A 20,882-nucleotide genomic window follows, 5' to 3' on the forward strand; every position below is an offset into this window, starting at 1 on the left:
AAGGTGGGCGACATCCTCTCGGAATCCACGGGCGACTTCATATCGGTACGCCTGGGCGACTTCGTCGGAATCCGCAGGCACCAGCGTCGGTTCCCACAAACCTGAACGTCTTGACGTTGGGAGTTTCCTCGAAAATCGCGGCGACGCGCAGCAGGCCCGACCACGGCCGCTTCGGTGCGCCGGCCGCGGTTGAAGTTGCCGCAGCTACTACAGGGGCTTGAGCGGGAGCTGGCGGGGCCGCCGAAGGCGACGGGGGGGCCGACGGAGTCGGTGCAACGGGGGCCGCCGAGCCGGCCGGTGCGGGAGTCAGTCGCTGGACTAGCTTGCTGATGCTGCGCAGCCGGGCGTAGTGGATCAGGACGGCCCCGAGCAGGAATGCGACCAAAAAGGCCATCATTGTCAGGTGGTACCAAGACAAGCCCCAAAGTCCGTCGCCAGACATCAGTCTTTGACCGGCAGGCTCATCTGACCCTTGAACCAGGCGAGCGCGAACTGGCGCGGCTCTTGTCCCTCGCTGAGCGCGCGCAACGCCGCAGCCCCGCTCTCGGTTTGCAGCAGGCCTTCGCGCACCCGCGCCGCAGCCTTCTGAATGGCGACAGCATCTTTTTGCGCCATCGCGTGATGAAGCTCCGTCTCCCGGAGCCAATGGACTGAGTACCCGTTGCCAGACGCTGCTGGGCCTCCCGCTCGATATATTGGCGCGCCTCGGGCGTCAGCGTCGGCATGTTCATCAGCGAGGGATAGAACTGCTTTGCCGGCTGCTTCATCAGCTGCCCCATCATCTCGCCCATACCGCCCATCGGGTTTGCCTGGGGCGGGGTCGCGGGTGTTGTGGGCATGGCAGCCGGCGCGGTACCGGAATTCGGAGGCGGGCTAGACTGTTCCGAGGTAGCGGGGGGTGATGCGCGCTATGCGCATCCGGGTTGTCCTGGGCAAAGACAGGTCCGACCGAAGCCGAGAGGCTTCCGCACGCAACCAGAATGCTGCCCAGGAAAACCCAAACTTGCCAACGCCGAAATCGCAAGCGTGTTCGAGCAGTTGTCTGGGGATCCGAGCACGGTATCGCCGTTCGGCGAAGTGGTGCCTCATTGGTCCAAAAGGACCTAGCTTCTGCGATTCGGCCCACCGTGGCCGCATCGCGAATAGCAGGATCATAGGGTCCTGAAGGCCGTGGGGTTAGGCGACGGGTCCGTCGATAGCGACCGATCTTTCGATGGGCGTCTTCGCCATCACCACACAGGACATCTGTCGTTTGGTCGTGAAGGTTGATTAGCTGGGGGACCACGACTCGGTAACCTTTCGCCGCTTGAAATTACTCCTTTTGAACCGTCGTTTGGATAACCCGCCGCTCGTTCTCCACCCGCAATATCGATAAAGCGCTTCGCGAGTTTGCAGGGCCTTGCGGGGCATTTCAGAGTTTTGTGTAGGCAGCATTCCAATGTGCAGCGAAGGACGTCCGGGGTACGGCTGTTCGACGGTGCAGGATTCGGCTGCGTGCTTAGAATAGTAGTGACGCAGTTCTCGGGCCCCCGTATAGGCCCGCCGGGGCGCTAGTTATCCCTCGGCGGGTCGCTCTGGCGCTATCGGTAGTCTATTTGCAGGTGGAGGGTGTACCCGACGCGGTCTGGCCGGACGGGCAGGAGGGCATCCCGCCCATCGGACCCTGGCGGCTCTGACCGCTCGTCGTCGAACCCATGTCCTTTCCCATTCCCATTCCCTTTTCGTGGCCCATCTTGTTCATCCCCTTCTCGTGCTCCATATAACCGGGGGCCATCGTGGACGTGCCCGACGGTTGATCCTGGGCACCCGCCGCTGGTGCCGGGGTCGTCGTGGCCGGTTGCTGAGCCAGCGCGAGATTACCCATACCTGCCAACGCTAAAATAGCCGCGGCGCCAAAGACGTACTTCATAGGATGTGTTCTCCTGAGCGCCGGTCCAACGGCCGGCTACGCTAAAATCCGCATGCTGCGAATTGAAACTCAAGTTAACGTCTGAGAATGCAGCGCTTGTTGATCTGGGTCAACTTTCCGACGATCCGCATCGTCTATGAAATTTAAGTCAGTGTGCAATGCTATACCAAAACGGGAGACGCGGATGTTTGTACGAAAAACACTCTTAGCCGCAGCTATACTGCAGTTGATGATCGCTCCCGGAATGACGCGCGCCGTCAAGCCGGATAGCGCGCATCGCTATCAAGGCGGACCGAAAACAGAAGAGCACGCTATGAGGAACGCGAGGGCGTCAACGAATTACAACTTTATAGGAAGCGATGTTCCCCAGTATAATGCTCATCGATATTACGGCGGCCCTAAGGGCCATTAATGCTGCGCGACATTGCAGCAGTGGCTTTGACGTTTACTGGCGACAGAGGTTGTCGGCCAGCACCTGCCGGATCCCATGAGCATCTTGTGCAGGCGCGACAATTTGGTGGATGCCATTGAGCTCATCGCGGCCCGAGCCGCTTCAACGTTGAGTACGAACCAAACGCTCGCGCCAAAAGAGTCCTAGGCTGCAGGCCCATAGCAGCGCGATTCCAAGCAGGAACCATTTGAAGTCCGAGTCTATCATAAAATTAACAGCCGCCATCCAGCCGATGGAAGCGGCTCCGCCGATCAGGGCGCCTATTGCCGCACCCATTTGATGCGCACGGAACGCCGTTGCTGCCAAAGTGACCGCCAGTACACCTGTCGCCAGCACGTAGCCACCCATGACGCGGAAGACGTGCATAAGCCACAACTCCAGTCGCGGCCTGAGGATATCAAGCTGGGCCGCCGGCAAGGCCATGTAGCGCACGTCTTCGGGTAGCAGCGGCGGACGCAGCAAAATGAAATACAGCCCCATGCCAATCAGAGTCACCCCTGCCATGATCAGCATGATCGATGAGGGCGCCCAAGGCTTGCTTTCTGAGCGCATCCCATCAACCGATTTTCTTGTTCACATCCGCCAAATGGTCGTCGACTGACGCGCCGCCGCTGCCATAAACCCGATCGAACACCTGCTCCAGCGCGTCGTCACGCGTCACGCGAGCCCGGCTCAGGGTCTCGCGTACCGCATCGAACATTGCGGCTTCGGCTTTCTTGAGAGGAGCATCGTCGGGCACGGCATGCCGGTCGCTCCTGATCGTCGATGCGAGGGAAGCAATGACGGGCATACTCGGGTTGAATGATGAGCCGAACATGTGACGGCTGACTCGCATGGGGTGGAGCCATTCCATGAGGGTAGCCGTGTACGGAGTCGTCACCGACTGGACCCACTTGGAAAGTGTGGCTGTGTACACGCTGCCAGTTGCTCTGAGAGTCTCCGGACGCGCTCGAAAGCCGGTCGATCGACGGGGAACCGAATGTCTTCGACTTGCCGTTCCTCGAACCGGATATTGTACGCTCCCTTCCGGCAATCGGGATCGCCCGTGGGGTTGTCGATCTTCATTTCGTAGAGACCCGGTGGCAGTGCGGCGATTTCGGCCAGGCTGTCGAGGATTGCTCGATGTTCCAGTTTCGCGACGGAAGCGGAGACAAAACTCCCGAGATGGCCGACGTGGGAATTGGGGAGATAGACGATCCGCTGGCCAGCCCGCTTCAGATCCTCGGTGTCCTTGTAGACGACGGGAATCCACCCATCGCTTGATGAGGCGGAATAATGTTGTCGCCGGACGAGGCGAAGATAACGATCGGATTGTGAATTCGGCGCAGATCAGCAAAGCACTCGTCGCAGATGGGAAAGGTGCCTTGTTCCAGCCGATTGCCGACAAACAGGTTCCCAATGATGGAAAGTATCTCTTCGCGGTTGAGGAAATAGAAACTGCCCCACCAGCGTTCGAACCCGAGAAAGCGCTCGCGCTCGCTATCGACATGAAAGAACAGGTTCGTGTATTTCTCCCACACCGCCTCCGGCCTCAGTCCCTCGAAATTCTGCACAAGCCAGGCGCCGTCAAAACGCCCATTTCCGAGGTCGGCCATGAGGTGCGCAGGCCAGGCTCCGCCTAACAGGCCGCCGGAAATGCGCATCGGGTTGGCACCGGAATCGCCGGCCCAATAGGAAAGTGGCGATCCGTTCAAGACGATTGGACCGGCGAGACCTTCGCAATCGGCGGCGAGCAATGTAATTGCCCATCCGGCCTGGCAGTTTCCGTAAAGGATCGGCGGCGATCCGGAATGGCGGCCCGCCACTTCCTCGACGAAACGATGCAAGGCGTGCAGCACGTCGGCGATTGTCTGGCCCGGGCATGGCTCGGGAAAGAAGACGACGAAATAGACCGAATACCCCTCATGCAAGGCTATGCCGACTTCCGACTCGCGCTTGAACCCGCCGATACCCGGACCATGACCGGCACGCGGATCGACAATAATCAGAGGGGGCTTGGAGAGGTCGAGACAATCCGCAATGCAATCGTCGGCAACGCGGGTGATACGTAGCAACGCATAGTTTGCCGGCATTTCGAACCTGCAAGCATCTAGAATGAGCTCGTAGTCGAAATCAAGGAGCGGTGGTTTGCCAGCACGGTCGTGGGCCAGCAAATCGTCCGCACGCTGGCGCAACGTGTCGGCGAAAAGAATCCAGCGTTTCCAGACGTCTCGCTGATAGGCCATGACGTCAACGAAAGGCGAAATGGCTGAAGGGTTGCCTGTTCGGCTGGCGGTAGGCGCCGCGAGTTCATTTTCAGGTTTCGCGCGCAAATCCGGTCCCTGCGCTGATGCCGGGCTCAGACGCGTCGCTGCGGATCTTTGGGGGCTCTTATCCGCCTTGGCGGCCTCCATCACGTCAGCCATTGCCAAATCTCTTCTGCGCCGGGCCTCCGAACAGGCGCGAAAGATGCGGAATGAATCCGGGCACGTCCGCCATGTATCTGCGGTAATCGTCGCCGAAAGATGCGAGCGCCTCGCGCTCCTCATTCTTCGCAAGTTTGACGTACATTACGACGAGTACCGGAAACATCGCGAGCGTGAGAAGCGTTGGCCACTGCACTATAAAGCCGAACATCACGAGAATAAAGCCGACATATTGCGGATGGCGAACGTAGCTGTAAGTCCCCGTGATCGCCAGGCCGGCATGCTGCTGGGCTTCGTAGAGGGTCTTCCAGGCTGCGGAAATCAGGAAGAATCCGGCTATAATGAACACGAAGCTGAGAATATGGAACGGCCCGGCGTGCGGATTCGTCTTCCAGCCGAACATCATCTCCAGCAGATGGCCGGCGTCGTGGGAAAACCAGTCGACATTCGGATAGTGGCTTTGCAGCCATCCAGAGAGGAAATAGATGGTAAGCGGGAATCCGTACATCTCCGCAAACAACGCGATGAGAAAGGCGCCAAACGCGCTGAACGATCGCCAGTCCCGGGTCGTCTGTGGCTTGAAGAAGCTGTAAGCGAACAAGATAAAGACAACCGAATTGACGAGTACCAAGCCCCATAGGCCATAGGCGGGTGAATCAGTCATGGCGTCTTCGTCTCTTCCCTTGGCTGACTATGTCCTCCATGACCGCCATGCCCATGACGCATGAAGAGATGCATGAAAGGGCAAGCGAGGAGCGGCAGCCAGATCAGCACACCGAAGACATGGGCTCGGTGCTCGGTGAACAAAAGCGCGCCGGCGATGACAGCGAATCCAATGAAAACAAATCCCGCACGTGAGGTCAGAAAGCTGCCTCGCTTAGGCCTTCATCAATGATCTCGGCAGCGGAACCGCGGTTGTATGCGATTACGGGCGTACCGCACGCCATGGCCTCAATCATCACTAGTACCCGGAATCATTGATCCGCGAAGCGTGCTTTGAGCCGCTTTTGGTGGACTTCGGACTTGGTCCAGGCGAACGGCTTGGCACCGACGTTGTAGTGATCGATGAACGCATCGATGAGCTTTCTAAGCTGTTTGACGGAGGTGAAGGATTCGTCTGACAGAGACATTTCCTGCAGAATTGAGAACCATATCTCGACCTGGTTGAGCCATGAGGCCCGGGTTGGCGTGAAGTGGAACCTCACGTTCGGATGCCGCTTGAGCCAACGGTCGTTCCTGGGTTTGTGGGTGTTGAGGTTGTCGAGAATGACGTGGATGGCTTTGGCCGGCCGGCGGCGACAATGTCGTTCATGAAGTCGAGGAACTCGATGCGCCGCCGTCGCTTCTTGCGAGCGGCCGTCACCTTGCCGGTGGCCACCTCGAAGGCTGCGAAAAGCGTCGATGTCCCGTTGCGCTTGTAATCGTGACTGTGACCCCCAGTGCTCGGCCGTTCGGCATTTTCAGATAGCCCTGGGCGCGCTCCAGCGCCTGGATCGAGGGCTTTTCATCGACGCAAAGGACGATCGCGTTCTCCGGTGGCACCATATAGAGCTCGACCACGTCGGCCGCCTTGGCGGCAAACTCCGGATCGCTGCTCTCGCACGAGGATTTGCGCCCGGCGAGATCGATCTTCTGGGCTCGCAAGAAGCGCCAGATATACTGCACATCGACGTCGCCGAGTGCCGCGGCAAGCAGCGGTCCCGACCAGCGGGCATATCCCTTTGGCTTTGGCTGATCCAACATCGGCAGAATGCGTTGGTCTGTTTCTGCCCTGTATTCTGACGCCACCTCGGTCGCCCGTTTCGTCGAGGCCGCAAACCGCCTTTCGGCATAGCGCACCCGCCACTTCGACGCTGTCCCAGTCGTGCAGCCAACGGTACGCCCGATCGCCCGGCTTGCCACCCCCTCTGCCGCCACGGCACTGAGGAGAATGTGGTGAAGACCGGCTGAAGTTCCGGCAGATCGAGCCTGCCGTGTAGTGTGGTGAGGAATGGTGTCGGCTGCCGGGAGAACAGCGAGAACGGATAATAGTCCAAGCGAAAGTGTAAATTATCAAATTCTTCCTCAGCGCATTTCTGTTGCACTCGCCCCAGCATCACCATGTGCAATGCGTTGGGATCGCGTACTGAGCCATCGAGGCGCAGAGCTTTTGGCCAAATTGCGTCCAGTTTCGCGGGAGTACTAGAATCGCCGCTGGCGAATAGTGTTACATCGTGTCCGAGCGACCAATTCCTCTGTAAGCCAATGCACCACTCGCTCGGTACCGCCATAAAGTTTTGGCGGAACGGCCTCCGTCAGCGGGGGTATTTGCGCGATGCGCATCTACTCGGTTCTTGACCATTCTGACCGGGGAAAAACAGCTTCGAAGGGAACGTTTGCTCATCCGCCAAGTTCCCGAAGCTCCGCTTCTATTTCGCACTCTGATCTTTCAAATGCTATTCGGCCCGACAAGAGCAATTCCCACGGTGGGATCCCCGTCGTATGGTGTCGCCGTCTTGATTCACAAGCGCCCTTGAAGACAGCGAATGAACTAATCGAATTTCAGCTAACGTCATTGCACTAACGGTGATTGAGACCGTCGAGGCGGTTTCGGAATCGCCGTTTTAAATTACCCATGACAGGCTCGGCGGCGAGGCCACGCCGTTCACTTAAACATGACGATACCTTCATCGTTCTCGACAGCCATGACGATATCGGCATCCGCCGGGCCGGGTCTGACGGATTGTTCAATTGCGACACCATTATCTCGCCCGCTCGCATCGTACTGGACGAAGTGCAGCCGCTGCTATTGTGATCGATTTGCGCGATGACAATTCGGCGCTGACCGTCGATCTCACGAATCCCGACGTCTATCACCACGGCCGCATCGTGTTGCAGAAGGATATGGCGCACATCGTGCGAATAACTTTATGGTGGTGGCACCGCTTATCAGCGCATTGGCCTACAAAATCACGGTGACCGCCCAACGAGTTTCGAATCGAATCGAAACTGCTGTTCGACAGCGACTTCGCCGATCTTTTGGGAGAGACGCGCGCGCGCCGTGGGACGGGATACAGCAAGCTGCTTGGCCCGGCGGACGTGGCGCTGGAATATGTTGGATTGGACACCAAGTCGCGCGGCACGGCGTTGCATTTTGAGCCGCCGCCAGGGCGGTTGGCGGTAAATGCCGCGACCATCATCTTGATCTGGGTCCACAACAGGCAACCTCGCTAAGGAAGGCTCCGCACTTATTAGTTAGTCTCTCGAGCCGGTCTTTCATCCCAGGAACTTTGACGGGCCTGGTTTGTTCATCCAGCACCGGTCGAAGGAAGGCGGAAACTAGTGTCCTTCAAGGTCCAGGTCGGCCCGCCGCAAATTGCCATTCGCGAAGGCCAGACTGTGCTTGTTTGCGATCTGAGCGGACAGATCGACTATCCGTCCGAGAAAGGGCTCTACTTCCTCGACACCCGCTTGATTAGTGCCTGGGCCATTTATGCCAATGGGGTGTCCTGGGACCTGCTGAATGGCGGTGCTATCAGCTACGACGCCGCGCGCATCTTCCTCACCAACCGAGTTTTCGACACTGAGGACGGAGCGGTTTCGGCCCGCACCTTGGGGCTCGTCATCGGCCGCTCCATCAGCGGTGGCATGCATGAGGACCTTGACGTCACCAATTACGGCCCGAAGACAGTGCGCTTCAACCTGGAGATTGCGCTCCGGTGCGACTTCGCCGACATCTTCGAGGTAAAATCAGGCCACATCGTTCGCCGCGGTCGCGTAACTACCGAATGGTTGGATATAGAACAGCGTCTGCGCACGACCTACCGCAACGCCGATTTCTCTCGCGCGATCGAAGTCGGCCCGCGCGATGGCAAACCTACCGCCGTTTATGCCAACGGTCGCGTTAGTTTCGAGGTGAAGCTTACCCCCGGCGAGGCGTGGCATTGCTGCTTGCTGTACGAGATGACCGACTGTGGCCGAGGCTTCGCAGCCCCGCCCCACTGCATTAGTCACGCCCCGACCGCCCATGCCGCAGAGATGCGGGCGGACAGGCCGCAGCCCGCGCTCAAGATGCGCACCAGCAACGAGGAGTTCTACCGCTTCTTCCACCAGGCAATCGACGATACCGCCGCACTGCGGCTGCCGCACGCGGGCATCGATCACACGGTGTCCGTCCCCGCCGCTGGCCTGCCCTGGTTCCTCGCACTGTTCGGTCGCGACAGTCTGATCGTCAGCCTGCAGACCATGCTGGTCTATCCGGACTTTTCTCGCGGCACGCTGGAGGTGCTCGGCAACCTTCAGGCACGTGAACGGGACGACTACCGTGATGCCGAGCCGGGCAAGATCCTCCACGAGATGCGCCATGGAGAACTGGCGCATTTCAAGCTCATTCCGCATACGCCCTATTATGGCACGGCAGATGCGACACCACTCTACGTGGTCACCTTGCATGCCGCTTGGCGCGCCACCGGCGATCAAGGCTTGCTAGAGCGCCATTTGGCGGCGGCGGAAGCCTGCCTGGTTTGGATCGACGAGTTTGGTGATCGCGATGGCGACGGCTTTCAGGAGTATCAGACGCGCTCTCCGGTCGGCTACGAAAATATGTCCTGGAAGGACGCTGGTGATGCCGTTCCTTATCCGGACGGATCACTCGTTAAGGGGCCAAAAGCCCTCTGCGAATTGCAGGGCTACGTGTATGATGCCTGGATTCGGATGGCAGAGATCTACGACGCGCTCGACCGCGCGGACCGCGCCCGGAACTTGCGGGAGAAGGCGGATACTCTGTTTCGACGCTTCAATGAAGCATTCTGGGACGAGGAGATGGGCTTTTACGCTTATGCACTTGATGGCGCAAAGCGGAAGGTCCTCACTGTCGCCTCCAATCCCGGACACTGCCTCTGGTCCGGAATCGTCCCACCCGATCGCGCAAAGCGTGTAGTGGCACGCCTGATGGCGCCCGACATGTGGAGCGGCTGGGGCATTCGCACGCTTTCTTCACTGCACCCGTGCTACAACCCTTATTCCTATCAGTGCGGCTCAGTTTGGCCGCACGACAACGGCATCATCGCACTCGGCTTCAAGCGCTACGGCTATGTCGTCGAAGCTGCTCAAATTGCGCGCGATGTGAGCGAGGCGGCCAGCCACTTCCTGCTCAATCAGCTACCCGAGCTGTATGCCGGGATCTCGCGCCAGCCTGGCGGATTTCCCGTCCAGTATCTTGGCGCCAACGTTCCACAAGCTTGGGCTGCAGGCTCCGCCTTTATGCTGCTGCAGTCGATTTTAGGACTTGAGCCTGATTCAATATCAGGCCGCCTATACATTGATGCCAGGCTGCCGGATTGGCTTCCCGACGTGACGGTAATGGACCTGCATCTCGGAGCAAAGAGTTTCGACATTCGCTTCTGGCGACAAGGCGAGGAAACCCGTCATGAGGTGCTGAGAGGAAATTCTCATGCTGTCGTGAGACGTTGATCTTCCCCCCGTACGTGGACACGGGGTAGATGTTGTATTCCGGATTAGGTGGTGAACGCAAAAAAGGCCATGGACACTCCGGGGCTTTCGGTTTGCTAAGTCAAAATTGATCAGTAGCGCGCGGCGATAGCTCCGGCAGCCCAGCCGAACCGATAGTTCAGGCCAATCTTGAAAGTATGCTCGTCGATGCGAAAGCTTTCGAATGTGGCCAGCGCGACTGGCGTGATGAACGTGCTACGATCGAAGTTGCAATATATGTACTCAGCCTGGCCGACCAGTTCGGGGCGAACATGTATATTCTACACCGCCGCCGTTGCCGCCGGTCACAGTCGGGCCGAAATTACTGTTATTGCCACTGAACGCTCCTCCAATATAGCCGCCGATATAGTCCAGTTATAGATTGGCGGCGAGGCGATCATCGGTGCTTGGCGTACGGGCGGGCAGCCAAATCGCAACAACCAGGGGATTTGATAGCGAAAGTGCTACTAATCTCAGCGCGCTAAGAATAACCTTTTCCATCGCTCACTCCTGAGCTTTCCGATCTTGTCGGGAAAATCTTGGCCGCGGCATCCTATTGGGACTAGAGTTCTTAATCGCAGCCGACATCATCGGCGTGGTTGCCATCGTGCCGACTTTCGAGCACCTCGGAATTCTGGGCTTGATTATTGTAATCCGCACATTTTTGAGCTTCTCGCTTCAGATTGAAATCGAAAGCCGTTTGCCGTGGCGGCGCCGAACTGCAATGAATATCGGCTAGACATGCTTCGGCAGCACGATTCAAACTCAACTTCGGATATTCCATAATGAAGGTTATGCGAATCAAATACACTAGGATAAATCAAAGGCTTATACGGCATTTTAATTGGATTGCGGCGGGCCACGGTGAGTATTTCCTTCTGAGCCTCGAACCCACCACCCTCTATGACGTCAACGCGGGCCGGGAGTCGATTGGCAGCATAACGGACCTTCGTGAGCAGGTTCGCAGGAATGTCAAAACCAAAGCACAGGCCGGTATGCTTCACCGCGTAGTGCGACCATTGCACGGGATTTCTCCAATGGCGACTGAAGCAGAGCATTCCGAAGGCTTGGTCGAATTGCATCCGCCAGGCGCGAAATCGTGCCCGGAGCGCCTTGTCGGTGGATGAGGGCAAAAGCTCAAAGGGATCATTGAGGTTGGCAACGGTCGCAATCTTCAGGCGTCGCCTGCGAAGATCATCGAGCCCGTAGTCTCGGTCAACAAAATGATAGACGCGTACCTTGGCCCTGCTCCTGGAAAATGCCATCTTCGTTCCCCGTATTCCGCCGCGAGCTAACATCGTCGCAAAAGCACATTCTCGCAAAATCGCAATTGCGCCGAAGCGGGAATTGGCTCCTACAGACCGGCGTAGGCTATTTCTTTGCAAGAAGCTTGAGTCTGCTGTTCAAATGCCCCGTTGGCAGGCGGACGAGCGGATCATTCAGCCACGCCTCCAGGCATTGCGTGAGCTTCGAGCTGGCCAACAGACTGCGGCTGTGGATCTCGTCTGTCACCCAGATGACGCCGTGGACCTCGCACCCCTTGCCGGCGGCCACGTTGCGAAGCTCGGCGTCACCGGTAAGCAGGATCGAATTCTTGTGATCTTCCGCCAAGACCAGTGAGAAACAGTCTTCCGCCGTCAGCTTGGCGTATTGCGAGCGGTGCACTATCGCGCGGCCGACCTGACCGGGATCGAGATCGACCTGCACGAGACCGGCGGCGGAGAAGCGTTGCCAGTCCGCGGCCGTGAAATCGAGCACCTCGTTATGGGCAACAGGCAAAGCGACCACAAAGTGGTAGGGCAGCTGAAGCATCACCTCAACCAGTCCCACCTTGTGCAAATCGATCAGGCAGGACGCGTCATTGATGACGACGCGCCTGACCGACTTTCTACCCTTTGAAGGCGCGTTCGACATCGGCTATCGGCCGTCTCAGCAAGGTGGCAGCCTTGGTCGAGGCGATGAAGCCTTCGGCCAACGCGCGATAGACGTGCGACTCGAAGCGCTGCGGCTTTTCCAGCCTCGCAGTTTCTCCGTCCTGCTTGAGTTCTTCTGGCTCTGACTTGAGCCACGCCCGTGCCGGCGTACGGAACAGGTTTTTCAGATTGGCCTCCGAGATGATGCCGACATCCCTGAGGCGATAGTGCAAGGCCCACATCGAGACGCCGTAAAGATGTTTCAAGCGGACAAGTTCCTCGTAAGCGAATGCGGTTCTGCCGGTGCCGATCTCTTTCTTGAGGTGATCTGCAGGCACCAGGAAGGCGCCAGCAAACCTGTCTATGGCTTTTTCGAGCTTTGCTCCCTTACAGTCGCCGATCACGGCATGCCCCACTTCGTGGGCCAGCGTAAAGCGATTCCGCTCAACGTTGACGTTGCGCCTGACCACTACACGAATCGGCGGTTTCCCCTCCGGGCGCTTGACGTGGCAGGTCAGACCGAAGAAGCCGTCATGACCATCGATCTCGATTACGCGCACGTTGCGCTCCTCAAGCAGCGCCGCCATGCTTGGAATGGGGTCGCCGCCGATATTCCATTTGTCGCGCAACCAGGATGCTTTCTCTTCGGCAGCATCCAGATCATCAATGTCCGCCGGTTCGATTGCGTCGAGGTCGCTAGGTCTTTCCGGTAGCGCCAGGATGTCCTCGATGGCGAGGTAGCGCTCGACATGGTCGATGACCTCCGCCTCGACCAACGCGCGCTCCTTCTCGGACGTGGCCGACCGCTTGCGGAACTCCACGCCGTCGAGCGCGACCACCTGGTTGCTCATCAGGAAGTCGAGCGACACGCCCAGCGCCTGCGCGAGACCGACCAGTACGCTGGAGCTCGGCAGCATCTCGCTTTGTTCATACTTGTTGATGGCCTGCGGGGAGACCTTCGGGGTCACCTTCTCCGCCAACGCAGCCAACGACAGTCCGGCCCGCAATCGAGCGAGCCGGAGTCTTTCTCCAAACGCCATGGTTATACCTCTCCCATCAGACGGTTGACATTTGTATTTTTAGATGCCATTTATCAACCGGGAGTTAAATATAGGTCTCGAACCGCATCTATATCAACCCCCTGTTGGCGAAACCTGGTCATGTGTACGGCAAATCTACCCCAGAAGGGCTGAGTCCCGGGCCGTGGTCAAAGGAAAACTGAAGGAGATTCGGCCATGGCCGAGACGGAAGAGAAGGTAAAGACGGTCACCATCATCGTCGACGGCACCCCTCACGAGGTGCCGAAGGGCAAGGTCACCTACGCCCAGGTCGTTACCCTGGCGTATCCCGATTACCCCCAGCATCCGGAGATCACCTACTCGGTGACCTACACGCGGGGGCATCATGAGGGGATCCTGCCGCCGGGCGGCAGCGTCGAAGTCAAGGACGGGATGGAATTCCGTGTTAATCGAACTGGCCAGTCATAACGACGATATCCGCCGTCTCCTCGATAAGGGCTTCGCCCTGAGGTATGACAGCGAGTATCTGGTCGTTCGCGACATCCCCTATCTGGACGCCAACAAGGCGCTCCAGGTAGGAGCCATCGTCACCAAGCTCGTGTTCGTGGACAAGGTCCACATCCAGCAGCAGGACCATCAGATCTTCTTTGCGGGATCGGTCCCCTATGGGCTCGACGGCAACCCCGTCCCCAACCTGGGCGGCAGCACGACGTCGCTGACGCTGCAGAAGACCGATGTCGTCGTGCAGCGGAGCTTCTCGAACAAGCCGGCAGCCGGCCACTTCACCGACTTCTTCGCCAAGATCGAGCACTATCTCAACCTGGTCGGGGGGCCGGCGATGAGCCTGTACGGCTTCAACCCCTACACCTTCGGTGTCGACGGCGACGTCGTCGGCGACTCGGTCTTCAAGTTCCGCGACACGCTGACCAGCCGCGCCGAGATCGGCGATCTCGCCGCCGTGTTCAAGGACGAGGTCATCGCGATCATCGGCCTCGGCGGCACCGGCTGCTACATCCTCGACTTCATGGTGAAGACGCCGGTCAAGGAGATCCGCGGCTTCGATGGCGACTTCTACTTCGTCCACAACGCCTACCGCTCGCCCGGCCATCTCGACGAGCAGGACCTCGGCAAGGCCAAGGCCGACGTCTACCAGCGGCGCTACGACAATTTCCGCCACAACCTCAAGCTCAAGCAGACCTACATCGACGGCACGTCGGCCGCCGACCTCGAGGGCGTGACCTTCGCCTTCGTCTGCGTCGACAAGGGCTCAGCGCGCGCCGGGATCTTCGACCTGCTGATCAAGCTGGGCATTCCCTTCATCGACGTCGGCATGGGGTTCAACCGCAAGGAGGGGCCGCTCGCCGGCACGCTGCGCGCCACCTACTACCCGACCGACCAGGCCGCGGCGGGGCGCGACATGCAACTTGCCGAGCTCGCGGATCATCCTGACGACGTCTACCGCGCCCAGGTCCAAATCTCTGAGCTGAACGCGATGAACGCCTGCCTCGCGGTGTTGCGCTACAAGCAGCTGCGCGCTTTCTATCTGGACAAGCAGGCGCCGTTCCACATGCTTTTTGATACCGCCGGGCTCAAGCTGTTCGGGCAGGAGGGTCCGTGAACACGATCAAGCTTGAGCGCGTGCAGTACATGCCGAAGCAGCTCTCCCCCGGCATCCTTTACGTGTCGGAGAAATATTCGGTGGCGGGCCACCTCTGCGCCTGCGGCTGCGGCAACAAGGTCGTCACTCCACTCGGTCCTGCGGAATGGTCCTTCACTGAACGCGGCGGCCAGCCCTCCCTCTGGCCCTCGATCGGCAACTGGCAACTGCCCTGCCGATCACATTACATCATCAATCAAGGGCGCATCGACTGGGCGGGTGCATGGACCGACGCACAGGTGCTGACCGGCCGCAGCGCTGAAGAACGGCGCCGCGAGGCCTACTACGCGTCGAAGCAGCCGACGGGTATCCTCGATCAGCTCTGGCAGTGGCTGGTGCGCGCCGTGCGCAAGCTGTTCGGCAAGTAAACCACTTGGATCGAGAACGAACTACTGGGTGGCTCACTCCGCGGCTTCAGCGGGCGGGTTCTTAAGCTCTGCAAATTTCGCCGCCATCGTGGGGTTACCCCGGGTCAGCTTCTTGATCGTTACGTCCTGCGCCTTGTCATTCGCAAGGCGCAGATTGCGGTCAGCGCCGATCAACGCATCTTTCGTCTTCTGCAGGTGATCGATGGACTTATCGATCTCCGAGATCGCGGTATGGAAGTGCCTGGAAGCGAGATCAGTGTTTTTCAAGAATCCGTTCTTGAACGTCTCCAGCTGGCTTTCGAACTGGGTGATGTCGATATTCTGCGCCTTAACCAACGCTAGCTCAGTCCGGTATTTCAAGGAATTGAGAGAGGCATTCCGCAGCAGCGTGATCATCGGCAGGAAGAACTGCGGCCGAATGACGTACATCTTCGGATAGCGGTGAAAGACGTCGACGATGCCCGTGTTGTAGAGTTCGTTGTCCGGTTCGAGCAATGAGACCAGGATCGCGTACTCGCACCCCTTCTCGGTGCGATCGCGGTCAAGCTCCTTGAGAAAATCCTCGTTCTTGCTCTTCGTCGCGGTTTTGTCGCTCTCGTTCTTCATCTCGAACATGATCGAGATGAGCTCGGTGCCGGATTCGTCCGCATCGCGAAAGATGTAGTCGCCCTTGCTGCCGGTCCGCGCGTCGTTGTCTTTCTCGAAATACGCCCGCGGAAACGCCATCGAGCGCACCCGGTTGAACTCGGTCTCGCAGTGCTGTTCGAGGGTCTCGCCGACCATCTTGGTCGAGAGGCGGGCCTTCATATCCTTGAGGCGTTCGATCGCGTCGTCCCGATCCTTAATCTGGGTTTCGTACTTGTCCTTGAGCGACTGCTCAGAAAGCTGCTTTTCAAGCTGGACCTGCTTAATGCCGTTTTTCAGTTCATCGCGCTCTTTCTCGACGGCACCGACGGCTTCAGTCACGGCGAGTTTCTTCTCCAGCTCGACGGCCTGAAGCTTAGCCTTCAACTCCTGGATTTCTTTTTCCTTGCCGGCCGTGATCTTGTGCTGCTCGCTGGCCAAAAGCGCCTCAGCAAGCTCTGAGGCAGCCTTCTTCTCGCGCTCCGATTCGGCCAGCGCGTGCGCCAGCCTGTCACGTTCCTTTTCGACCGCACCGAGCGCTTCTGTGACAGCAAGCTTCTGAGCGACCTCGCTTCCCTCAAGCTTGGACTTCAACTCCCGGATTTCGGCATCCTTGGCAGCGGCGGTCTTCTGCAGATCTCCACCGACCTGGGCTTTGGCCAATTCAACAGCGCTTTGCTTGTCGCGCTCGGCCAATTCCAGCCGTTCGTGCAGTTGCTTTGCGAAATCGGCGTCACGCACCTGCTTCAGAATCTCGGCATAGCCGGATTCATCGACCTTGAAGGCCTTGGTACAGTGGGGGCAGATGATCTCGTGCATGGTCCTGGCCAGCTGGGGGCGCTGCTGTTGTCATTCAAACAAGGCTATGGCCGACAGAATCGATCCCGCCTGTTGAGAACAGAATTAGAACATGAGGGCTTTGACGGTCAAGTAAAGCGCCGGAATTCCCGGCATTTTCAGCCGGAAATCCACGGTTTTCCGATCAGGATTTGGCAGGAGGCGTGGGGTCGCTAAGGTTCAGATGATAACGCGTATGCCGGAGCTCGCCCGTCCTGGTCAACGCGCCTTTGGCGACGAGGTCCTGAAGGTCACGCGTTGTAGTCGCGCGTGGCGCCTTTGTGAGCGTAATGTAGTTCTCCGCGCTCAAGCCGCCCTTGAAACCATCAATCCCCTCTTTGAACATTCGAGCAATGACCTTCTCCTGGCGGTCATTGAATTGCCCGCGCAGGCGCTCATAGAACTTCGTCTTCGCGATGTAGAAATCCACTCGCTTGTTGGTATTTTCCTGCGCTTCAAGGATTGTGCTGCCGAAGTGAAGCAGCCAATTCGTTATCTCCGTGCTCTTGTTGTTGCGTTCGAGGGCCTCGTAATAGGCCTTCCTTTTGCGTTCGATGGTGTAGGCCAACGCAATGAGGGTCGGCTGCCCTAGATTTTGCGCGAGTGATTTTTCCGCCAGTGCGCGCGCGATTCGGCCATTCCCATCTTCGAATGGATGGATGCTGACGAAGTAGAGGTGGGCGAGGGCGGAGCGCGTGATCGCCGGCAAAGGGCGCGTAGCGCTCGTGCACGAGGGCGCGATCATCGGATCAGCGACAACACCGTCGGCGGCACCTCTACGACCTCCTTTGCGCGCGTCAGGGCAACGTAGAAAAGCCGTACCTCGGCGGGATCAGGGCCATTGGTCTTCTTTCCCGGCTGGTTGCGCAGGAAATCATCCATGAGCCGAACAGTGCTCCACTCGCGACCCTTTGCTTTGTGGGCGGTCGAGATCGTCAGGTCGCCTCGCTCTTCGTCAACGGTGCGGTTGAGGGCCCACATCAGTTGACGCTCGCCGCGCGCCTCGACCAGGTTGACGAACGACAGCAGGTGGTCCCCCTCCCCGCTCTTCGCGAATTCGACAACCTCCGCCCATTTGTCAAAACCGAAGAAGTCAGGGACCGTGCTCTGCTTGCCTTCTTTGAGATCCTGCACGCCACGCAGCATGTCCATCACCTCATCGGTGCCGCCGACCAGGTGAGGCTTCTTGCCTTCATCTAGGCAACCGATGATCGCGGAAATGGTGGAGGCGTTGGTGCGCGCCAGGATGGTCCGCGGCTCGACGCTCCCGACCCGGCTCTTGACCGTCTCGTTCCCCCTGAGCGGACGCTTCTCGCCGAGAAGGGCCAGAAGTTTTGAGGCCCATTCCGCGATGGCAGGGCCGAAGCGGAACGAGGTGGTGAGGTAGGTCTCCCCCTGGGTCTCGATCTTCTCCATCGCGTTCACGGCGCCGCGCCACTCGTAGATTTGCTGGTACTTATCGCCCACGTAGATCATCTGGGCGGGCTGCTTCCGCAGCACGTCCAGCACAACCGGGTTGGTGTCTTGTGCCTCATCGAGAAGGATGAAGTCAGCAGCAATCGCAGGATTGCTGAGAGCCCACAGTTTTAAGTAGCCGTCGTGACCGAGCGGCATCGGGTCGGATGCGCTGCTCATTCGACCCCAGACATATTTTGCGCCGTGGAGTGCGAATCCCGTCACGGCCTGCATGGTGGCCTCGGGGGCGGCAAGCAGTGACCCGTGTCGGGGAACGTGATGCGTCGCCAGCTCGACATCGGCGCTTTGCATATAGCGGCGCAGCGTGTCGAGGATGAGATATCCCTGCGATCGCGGTTGTAGGACGTGCCGGCCATCGACGTCCCAACGCTTCAGCATCAGCATGTCGGCAAGCTGATTGGCGTTGACCTTCCCCGTCATCTTGTCTGAGTTGTTTCGGTAGGCTGACGACGTTGCCCTAAAGGCGAGACCGTGGCTGGTCGAGCAGTTCACCGTGTTAGGGAACTTCTCCTTGGCATCGCGGACAATGTCGCGATTGAAGGCGATATACTGGCCGCGCCTGGATGTACTGTGCGCCAGGAATTCGAGTGTCGAGGTCTTGCCGGTGCCGGCATAGGCGTTGATCTTCACAGACCCACCGCGCTGAAACTGATCGATGGCTTGCTGCTGCTCCGCTGTCGGCTTTCGCGACGGCTTGCCCTTGCCAGCAGGAGGCGGCTTTGGCGTCGGACCCGCCTTCGTGTTCGGCGGCGGTTTCGCCGCGCCCCGCGGTTCGCTGCGCGGCTGCTCGGAAACGCCCAGGAATCTTTCCGCGGCCTGGAGCAGCGAGCGGGCCTTCGCGGTGGTGCGAAAGCGGAGTTCGCTGACGACCCTTTCTATTGCCGCTCTGTCGCCGCCGTCTTGGGCGCGTTCAAATTGCTCTTCGAGTTGCGCAATCGACCAACTCGCATATTGGCGCGACACCGAAAAATGCCTCCCTGCAGCCAGCCCTATACATTATCACAACAACTTGAACCTCTGCTACCATCGGTGGTACTCCCGGCTGAGCAGGGGAGCGATGTCCAGCTACACCAGACCGTGCAGGCATTGCGGGCGCAGGATTAACCTGCGGCAGATGCCGCATGGCCAGTGGGTAGCCTTTGAGGGCGACCAGCAGCATGTCTGCGATGAGCCGGCCCCGCCAAGGGCAGCAGCTCCGGAAAGGCCCCGAACGCCACCGGCCCCGGCTCCTACGCCGGCTCCCTTCGAGCCGCTCTATCCCAAGGTCCCGCAGGACCCAGCCACCGGCCCGCAGCCGGCGCCCACGCGTCCGGTCTCACCACCCCCGCCAGCACCAGCTCCGCGCCCTACGCCGGCACCGCAACCGCCCCGCCCCACCACGCAGACCCCGGCACCCGTAACGCCTCGACCAGCGCCGGTACCTCGGCCCGCGCCGGCACCCTACGCAGGCGGGCCGACGCAAGAGGTACCTCGATATCCTACGCCGACGAAAAGGCGAGGTATTGGTGAGGCGGTTCTGAGTGTGATCACCGGCCTGCTCGGCTCGACATTTGGCCTGATGATCAGCGCCTTCGCGCTCTTTTCGCTCCCGCTGAACGTCATCGCATTAATGCATCTTTTTGGATGGTCCTGGTTTGGTGCGCTCGTCGGTGCAATCCTGCTTGCTTGCATCCCCGTCATCGGCCAGCTCGGTTTCCTCATCCTCGCGGTAATGGGCGCCTATTACATTTGGGACGCCAATTTCGATTGGCACAAGGCGGCGTATCCGTCGACCAAGACGTTCAACATCTCGACGCTTTCGGAGACGGAGTTGGAGCGCTTCAAAACCGAGGTCGTCCGCCCCGGCTTCGAACAGGCCTGCAAAGCGGAAGCCCTCAAGACGGTCGGCTTCGACGGAAAACTGCCGGCGCGCGCGGCGAGTCAGTGCGAGTGCTTTGCGACGAGTTTTGCAGCCAAGCTCACACGCGCCGATATGGTCGCCTTTGAGAAGGACGGCCGGTATCCCGACGACATCCAGCAACGAGTAGGAACCGAGGTTCGCCGCGCCTGCCAGAACTGAAACATTATCTTGGACGACCGCGGCTTGCTGGCTAAGCCTTTAGGGTATGCGGGACTCGAAATGGCCAAGCATCAATATGCCGGCGATTTTGCTAGCTTCAAGAAACGCGTCAACGATTTCGAAGTAGGTTTCGTCCGGTCGTGGAGGATCCTTGCCAGTGATGACAAAGTGAGCCGTCCGCGTCTCTCCGTCCACGGTGGCAATCGAGTTGTAGAAATGCTTCCACGACAAGTGGATGAAATCCGAGGTTTGCTCGTAGACCTTGCTAATCCAAGGGTGGTCTTCGGCCAGCTTCTGCCGCAGATGAGCGTCGGCGAGCCTGTTCGCAGTCGCATCCTTTAACTTGTTGAACTGCTTGCCACTCAGCACCTCATTGCAGAATTGATCTCGGTCTGCGACCAACAGGAGGGCATTCACGCGCATGGCGGTATCAAGCTGCATTCGAAGAACGCCCGCCGCGCAAGGGAAGTTCTTGGCCACAATCAAGTCTCGAAACCCGTGGGCCTGTGCGAGCGTGCGTCGGAGTGCCCCCATCACAAACATGTCGGCATGGGACATATTGGCGCTCTTACCCATCGAGGCGACCGCCTTGCGCATGAGTTCGCCTTCAAACTTCTCTATCCGCCCGAGGCGCGCTTCCAATGGGGTCGTTTCGTTTGTCATGACCGAACTAAAGACCTTCTAAGATAAAATGT

The 20,882-nt window shown here is 59.0% G+C and carries 17 protein-coding genes and 7 pseudogenes; 7 read left to right on the forward strand and 17 right to left on the reverse strand.

Annotated elements, in window-relative coordinates; genetic code table 11:
- Positions 1–441: 441 nt before the first annotated feature.
- The 10 genes and pseudogenes from AC3WLX_RS35425 to AC3WLX_RS35470 form a co-directional block, all read right to left on the reverse strand.
- On the reverse strand, positions 442–615 hold the full coding sequence (locus tag AC3WLX_RS35425; protein ID WP_492339254.1) for a hypothetical protein: 174 nt from the start codon (positions 613–615) through the stop codon (positions 442–444).
- Between the two features lie 976 nt (positions 616–1,591).
- Positions 1,592–1,909 (reverse strand): hypothetical protein, encoded by a 318-nt coding sequence (locus AC3WLX_RS35430; protein WP_492339255.1) that lies wholly within the window; start codon positions 1,907–1,909, stop codon positions 1,592–1,594.
- A gap of 553 nt (positions 1,910–2,462) precedes the next feature.
- Complete coding sequence (locus AC3WLX_RS35435; protein WP_492339256.1) at positions 2,463–2,873, reverse strand: hypothetical protein; 411 nt, start codon at positions 2,871–2,873, stop codon at positions 2,463–2,465.
- Between the two features lie 43 nt (positions 2,874–2,916).
- Positions 2,917–3,276 (reverse strand): DUF3141 domain-containing protein, encoded by a 360-nt coding sequence (locus AC3WLX_RS35440; protein ID WP_492339257.1) that lies wholly within the window; start codon positions 3,274–3,276, stop codon positions 2,917–2,919.
- Positions 3,237–4,765: pseudogene (locus AC3WLX_RS35445) on the reverse strand (DUF3141 domain-containing protein). The gene AC3WLX_RS35440 and the pseudogene AC3WLX_RS35445 overlap by 40 nt, the downstream one beginning before the upstream one ends.
- Positions 4,758–5,429: a methyltransferase family protein gene (locus AC3WLX_RS35450; RefSeq protein WP_492339258.1), complete on the reverse strand. Its 672-nt coding sequence runs from the start codon at positions 5,427–5,429 to the stop codon at positions 4,758–4,760. The pseudogene AC3WLX_RS35445 and the gene AC3WLX_RS35450 overlap by 8 nt, the downstream one beginning before the upstream one ends.
- Positions 5,426–5,572 (reverse strand): DUF2933 domain-containing protein, encoded by a 147-nt coding sequence (locus AC3WLX_RS35455; protein WP_492339259.1) that lies wholly within the window; start codon positions 5,570–5,572, stop codon positions 5,426–5,428. Before AC3WLX_RS35455 ends, AC3WLX_RS35450 begins: the two co-directional genes overlap by 4 nt.
- Before the next feature lie 68 nt (positions 5,573–5,640).
- Positions 5,641–5,730, reverse strand: a pseudogene (locus AC3WLX_RS35460) (glycosyltransferase); the annotation flags it as partial.
- Between the two features lie 9 nt (positions 5,731–5,739).
- Positions 5,740–6,682: pseudogene (locus tag AC3WLX_RS35465) on the reverse strand (IS630 family transposase); the annotation flags it as partial.
- A pseudogene (locus tag AC3WLX_RS35470) lies at positions 6,682–7,087 on the reverse strand (glycosyltransferase); the annotation flags it as partial. The pseudogenes AC3WLX_RS35470 and AC3WLX_RS35465, both read right to left, overlap by 1 nt.
- 216 nt (positions 7,088–7,303) lie before the next feature.
- Between AC3WLX_RS35470 and AC3WLX_RS35475 the strand changes: the two are divergent.
- From AC3WLX_RS35475 to AC3WLX_RS35485, 3 genes and pseudogenes are all read left to right on the forward strand, one after another.
- Positions 7,304–7,977 (forward strand): annotated as a pseudogene (locus AC3WLX_RS35475) (glycogen debranching N-terminal domain-containing protein); the annotation flags it as partial.
- A 109-nt stretch (positions 7,978–8,086) separates the two neighbouring features.
- Complete coding sequence (locus AC3WLX_RS35480) at positions 8,087–10,216, forward strand: amylo-alpha-1,6-glucosidase (RefSeq protein ID WP_492339260.1); 2,130 nt, start codon at positions 8,087–8,089, stop codon at positions 10,214–10,216.
- Between the two features lie 532 nt (positions 10,217–10,748).
- Positions 10,749–10,973 (forward strand): annotated as a pseudogene (locus tag AC3WLX_RS35485) (DUF1622 domain-containing protein); the annotation flags it as partial.
- Here the strand turns inward: AC3WLX_RS35485 and AC3WLX_RS35490 are convergent.
- The 3 genes from AC3WLX_RS35490 to AC3WLX_RS35500 form a co-directional block, all read right to left on the reverse strand.
- Positions 10,879–11,499, reverse strand: a complete 621-nt coding sequence (locus AC3WLX_RS35490; protein WP_492339261.1) for a hypothetical protein — start codon at positions 11,497–11,499, stop codon at positions 10,879–10,881. The pseudogene AC3WLX_RS35485 and the gene AC3WLX_RS35490 overlap by 95 nt on opposite strands.
- Positions 11,500–11,605: 106 nt before the next feature.
- The gene (locus tag AC3WLX_RS35495; protein WP_492339262.1) at positions 11,606–12,148 is read right to left on the reverse strand and encodes a PIN domain-containing protein; all 543 of its coding nucleotides are present in this window, start codon (positions 12,146–12,148) and stop codon (positions 11,606–11,608) included.
- A complete protein-coding gene (locus tag AC3WLX_RS35500; protein WP_492339263.1) occupies positions 12,123–13,187 on the reverse strand; it encodes a helix-turn-helix domain-containing protein in 1,065 nt (354 codons plus the stop codon). The genes AC3WLX_RS35495 and AC3WLX_RS35500 overlap by 26 nt, the downstream gene beginning before the upstream one ends.
- A gap of 195 nt (positions 13,188–13,382) precedes the next feature.
- Between AC3WLX_RS35500 and AC3WLX_RS35505 the strand changes: the two genes are divergently transcribed.
- From AC3WLX_RS35505 to AC3WLX_RS35515, 3 genes are read left to right on the forward strand one after another with little or no spacing between them, the layout of a single operon-like run.
- Positions 13,383–13,634: a multiubiquitin domain-containing protein gene (locus AC3WLX_RS35505; RefSeq protein ID WP_464149996.1), complete on the forward strand. Its 252-nt coding sequence runs from the start codon at positions 13,383–13,385 to the stop codon at positions 13,632–13,634.
- Positions 13,609–14,784: a ThiF family adenylyltransferase gene (locus AC3WLX_RS35510; RefSeq protein ID WP_492339264.1), complete on the forward strand. Its 1,176-nt coding sequence runs from the start codon at positions 13,609–13,611 to the stop codon at positions 14,782–14,784. The genes AC3WLX_RS35505 and AC3WLX_RS35510 overlap by 26 nt, the downstream gene beginning before the upstream one ends.
- A complete protein-coding gene (locus tag AC3WLX_RS35515; protein ID WP_492339265.1) occupies positions 14,781–15,191 on the forward strand; it encodes a ubiquitination-like system serine protease family protein in 411 nt (136 codons plus the stop codon). The genes AC3WLX_RS35510 and AC3WLX_RS35515 overlap by 4 nt, the downstream gene beginning before the upstream one ends.
- 33 nt (positions 15,192–15,224) lie before the next feature.
- Here the strand turns inward: AC3WLX_RS35515 and AC3WLX_RS35520 are convergent, their stop codons facing one another.
- The 3 genes and pseudogenes from AC3WLX_RS35520 to AC3WLX_RS35530 all read right to left on the reverse strand — a co-directional run bounded on the left by AC3WLX_RS35520 (position 15,225) and on the right by AC3WLX_RS35530 (position 19,091).
- A complete protein-coding gene (locus AC3WLX_RS35520; protein WP_492339266.1) occupies positions 15,225–16,634 on the reverse strand; it encodes a DUF2130 domain-containing protein in 1,410 nt (469 codons plus the stop codon).
- 163 nt (positions 16,635–16,797) lie between these two features.
- A pseudogene (locus AC3WLX_RS35525) lies at positions 16,798–17,364 on the reverse strand (Fic family protein); the annotation flags it as partial.
- Between the two features lie 29 nt (positions 17,365–17,393).
- The gene (locus tag AC3WLX_RS35530) at positions 17,394–19,091 is read right to left on the reverse strand and encodes a UvrD-helicase domain-containing protein (RefSeq protein ID WP_492339267.1); all 1,698 of its coding nucleotides are present in this window, start codon (positions 19,089–19,091) and stop codon (positions 17,394–17,396) included.
- Positions 19,092–19,650: 559 nt separating this feature from the next.
- Here AC3WLX_RS35530 and AC3WLX_RS35535 point away from each other — a divergent pair.
- Positions 19,651–20,187 carry a hypothetical protein gene (locus AC3WLX_RS35535; protein ID WP_492339268.1) on the forward strand — a complete coding sequence of 179 codons (537 nt, stop codon included), beginning with the start codon at positions 19,651–19,653 and terminating at the stop codon, positions 20,185–20,187.
- 39 nt (positions 20,188–20,226) lie between these two features.
- On the opposite strand, the gene AC3WLX_RS35540 is transcribed toward AC3WLX_RS35535, so the two are convergent.
- Positions 20,227–20,850, reverse strand: a complete 624-nt coding sequence (locus AC3WLX_RS35540) for a hypothetical protein (protein WP_492339269.1) — start codon at positions 20,848–20,850, stop codon at positions 20,227–20,229.
- Between the last annotated feature and the right edge of the window lie 32 nt (positions 20,851–20,882).

The organism is Bradyrhizobium sp. FW305-F6, assembly GCF_058782905.1.

Coding starts and splice junctions, on each gene's coding strand:
- AC3WLX_RS35520 (WP_492339266.1), bottom strand. CDS start 16,634: ATGCACGAGATCATCTGCCCCCACTGTACCAAGGCCTTCAAGGTCGAT.
- AC3WLX_RS35540 (WP_492339269.1), bottom strand. CDS start 20,850: ATGACAAACGAAACGACCCCATTGGAAGCGCGCCTCGGGCGGATAGAG.
- AC3WLX_RS35500 (WP_492339263.1), bottom strand. CDS start 13,187: ATGGCGTTTGGAGAAAGACTCCGGCTCGCTCGATTGCGGGCCGGACTG.
- AC3WLX_RS35450 (WP_492339258.1), bottom strand. CDS start 5,429: ATGACTGATTCACCCGCCTATGGCCTATGGGGCTTGGTACTCGTCAAT.
- AC3WLX_RS35495 (WP_492339262.1), bottom strand. CDS start 12,148: ATGTCGAACGCGCCTTCAAAGGGTAGAAAGTCGGTCAGGCGCGTCGTC.
- AC3WLX_RS35425 (WP_492339254.1), bottom strand. CDS start 615: ATGGCGCAAAAAGATGCTGTCGCCATTCAGAAGGCTGCGGCGCGGGTG.
- AC3WLX_RS35430 (WP_492339255.1), bottom strand. CDS start 1,909: ATGAAGTACGTCTTTGGCGCCGCGGCTATTTTAGCGTTGGCAGGTATG.
- AC3WLX_RS35505 (WP_464149996.1), top strand. CDS start 13,383: ATGGCCGAGACGGAAGAGAAGGTAAAGACGGTCACCATCATCGTCGAC.
- AC3WLX_RS35490 (WP_492339261.1), bottom strand. CDS start 11,499: ATGGCATTTTCCAGGAGCAGGGCCAAGGTACGCGTCTATCATTTTGTT.
- AC3WLX_RS35435 (WP_492339256.1), bottom strand. CDS start 2,873: ATGCTGATCATGGCAGGGGTGACTCTGATTGGCATGGGGCTGTATTTC.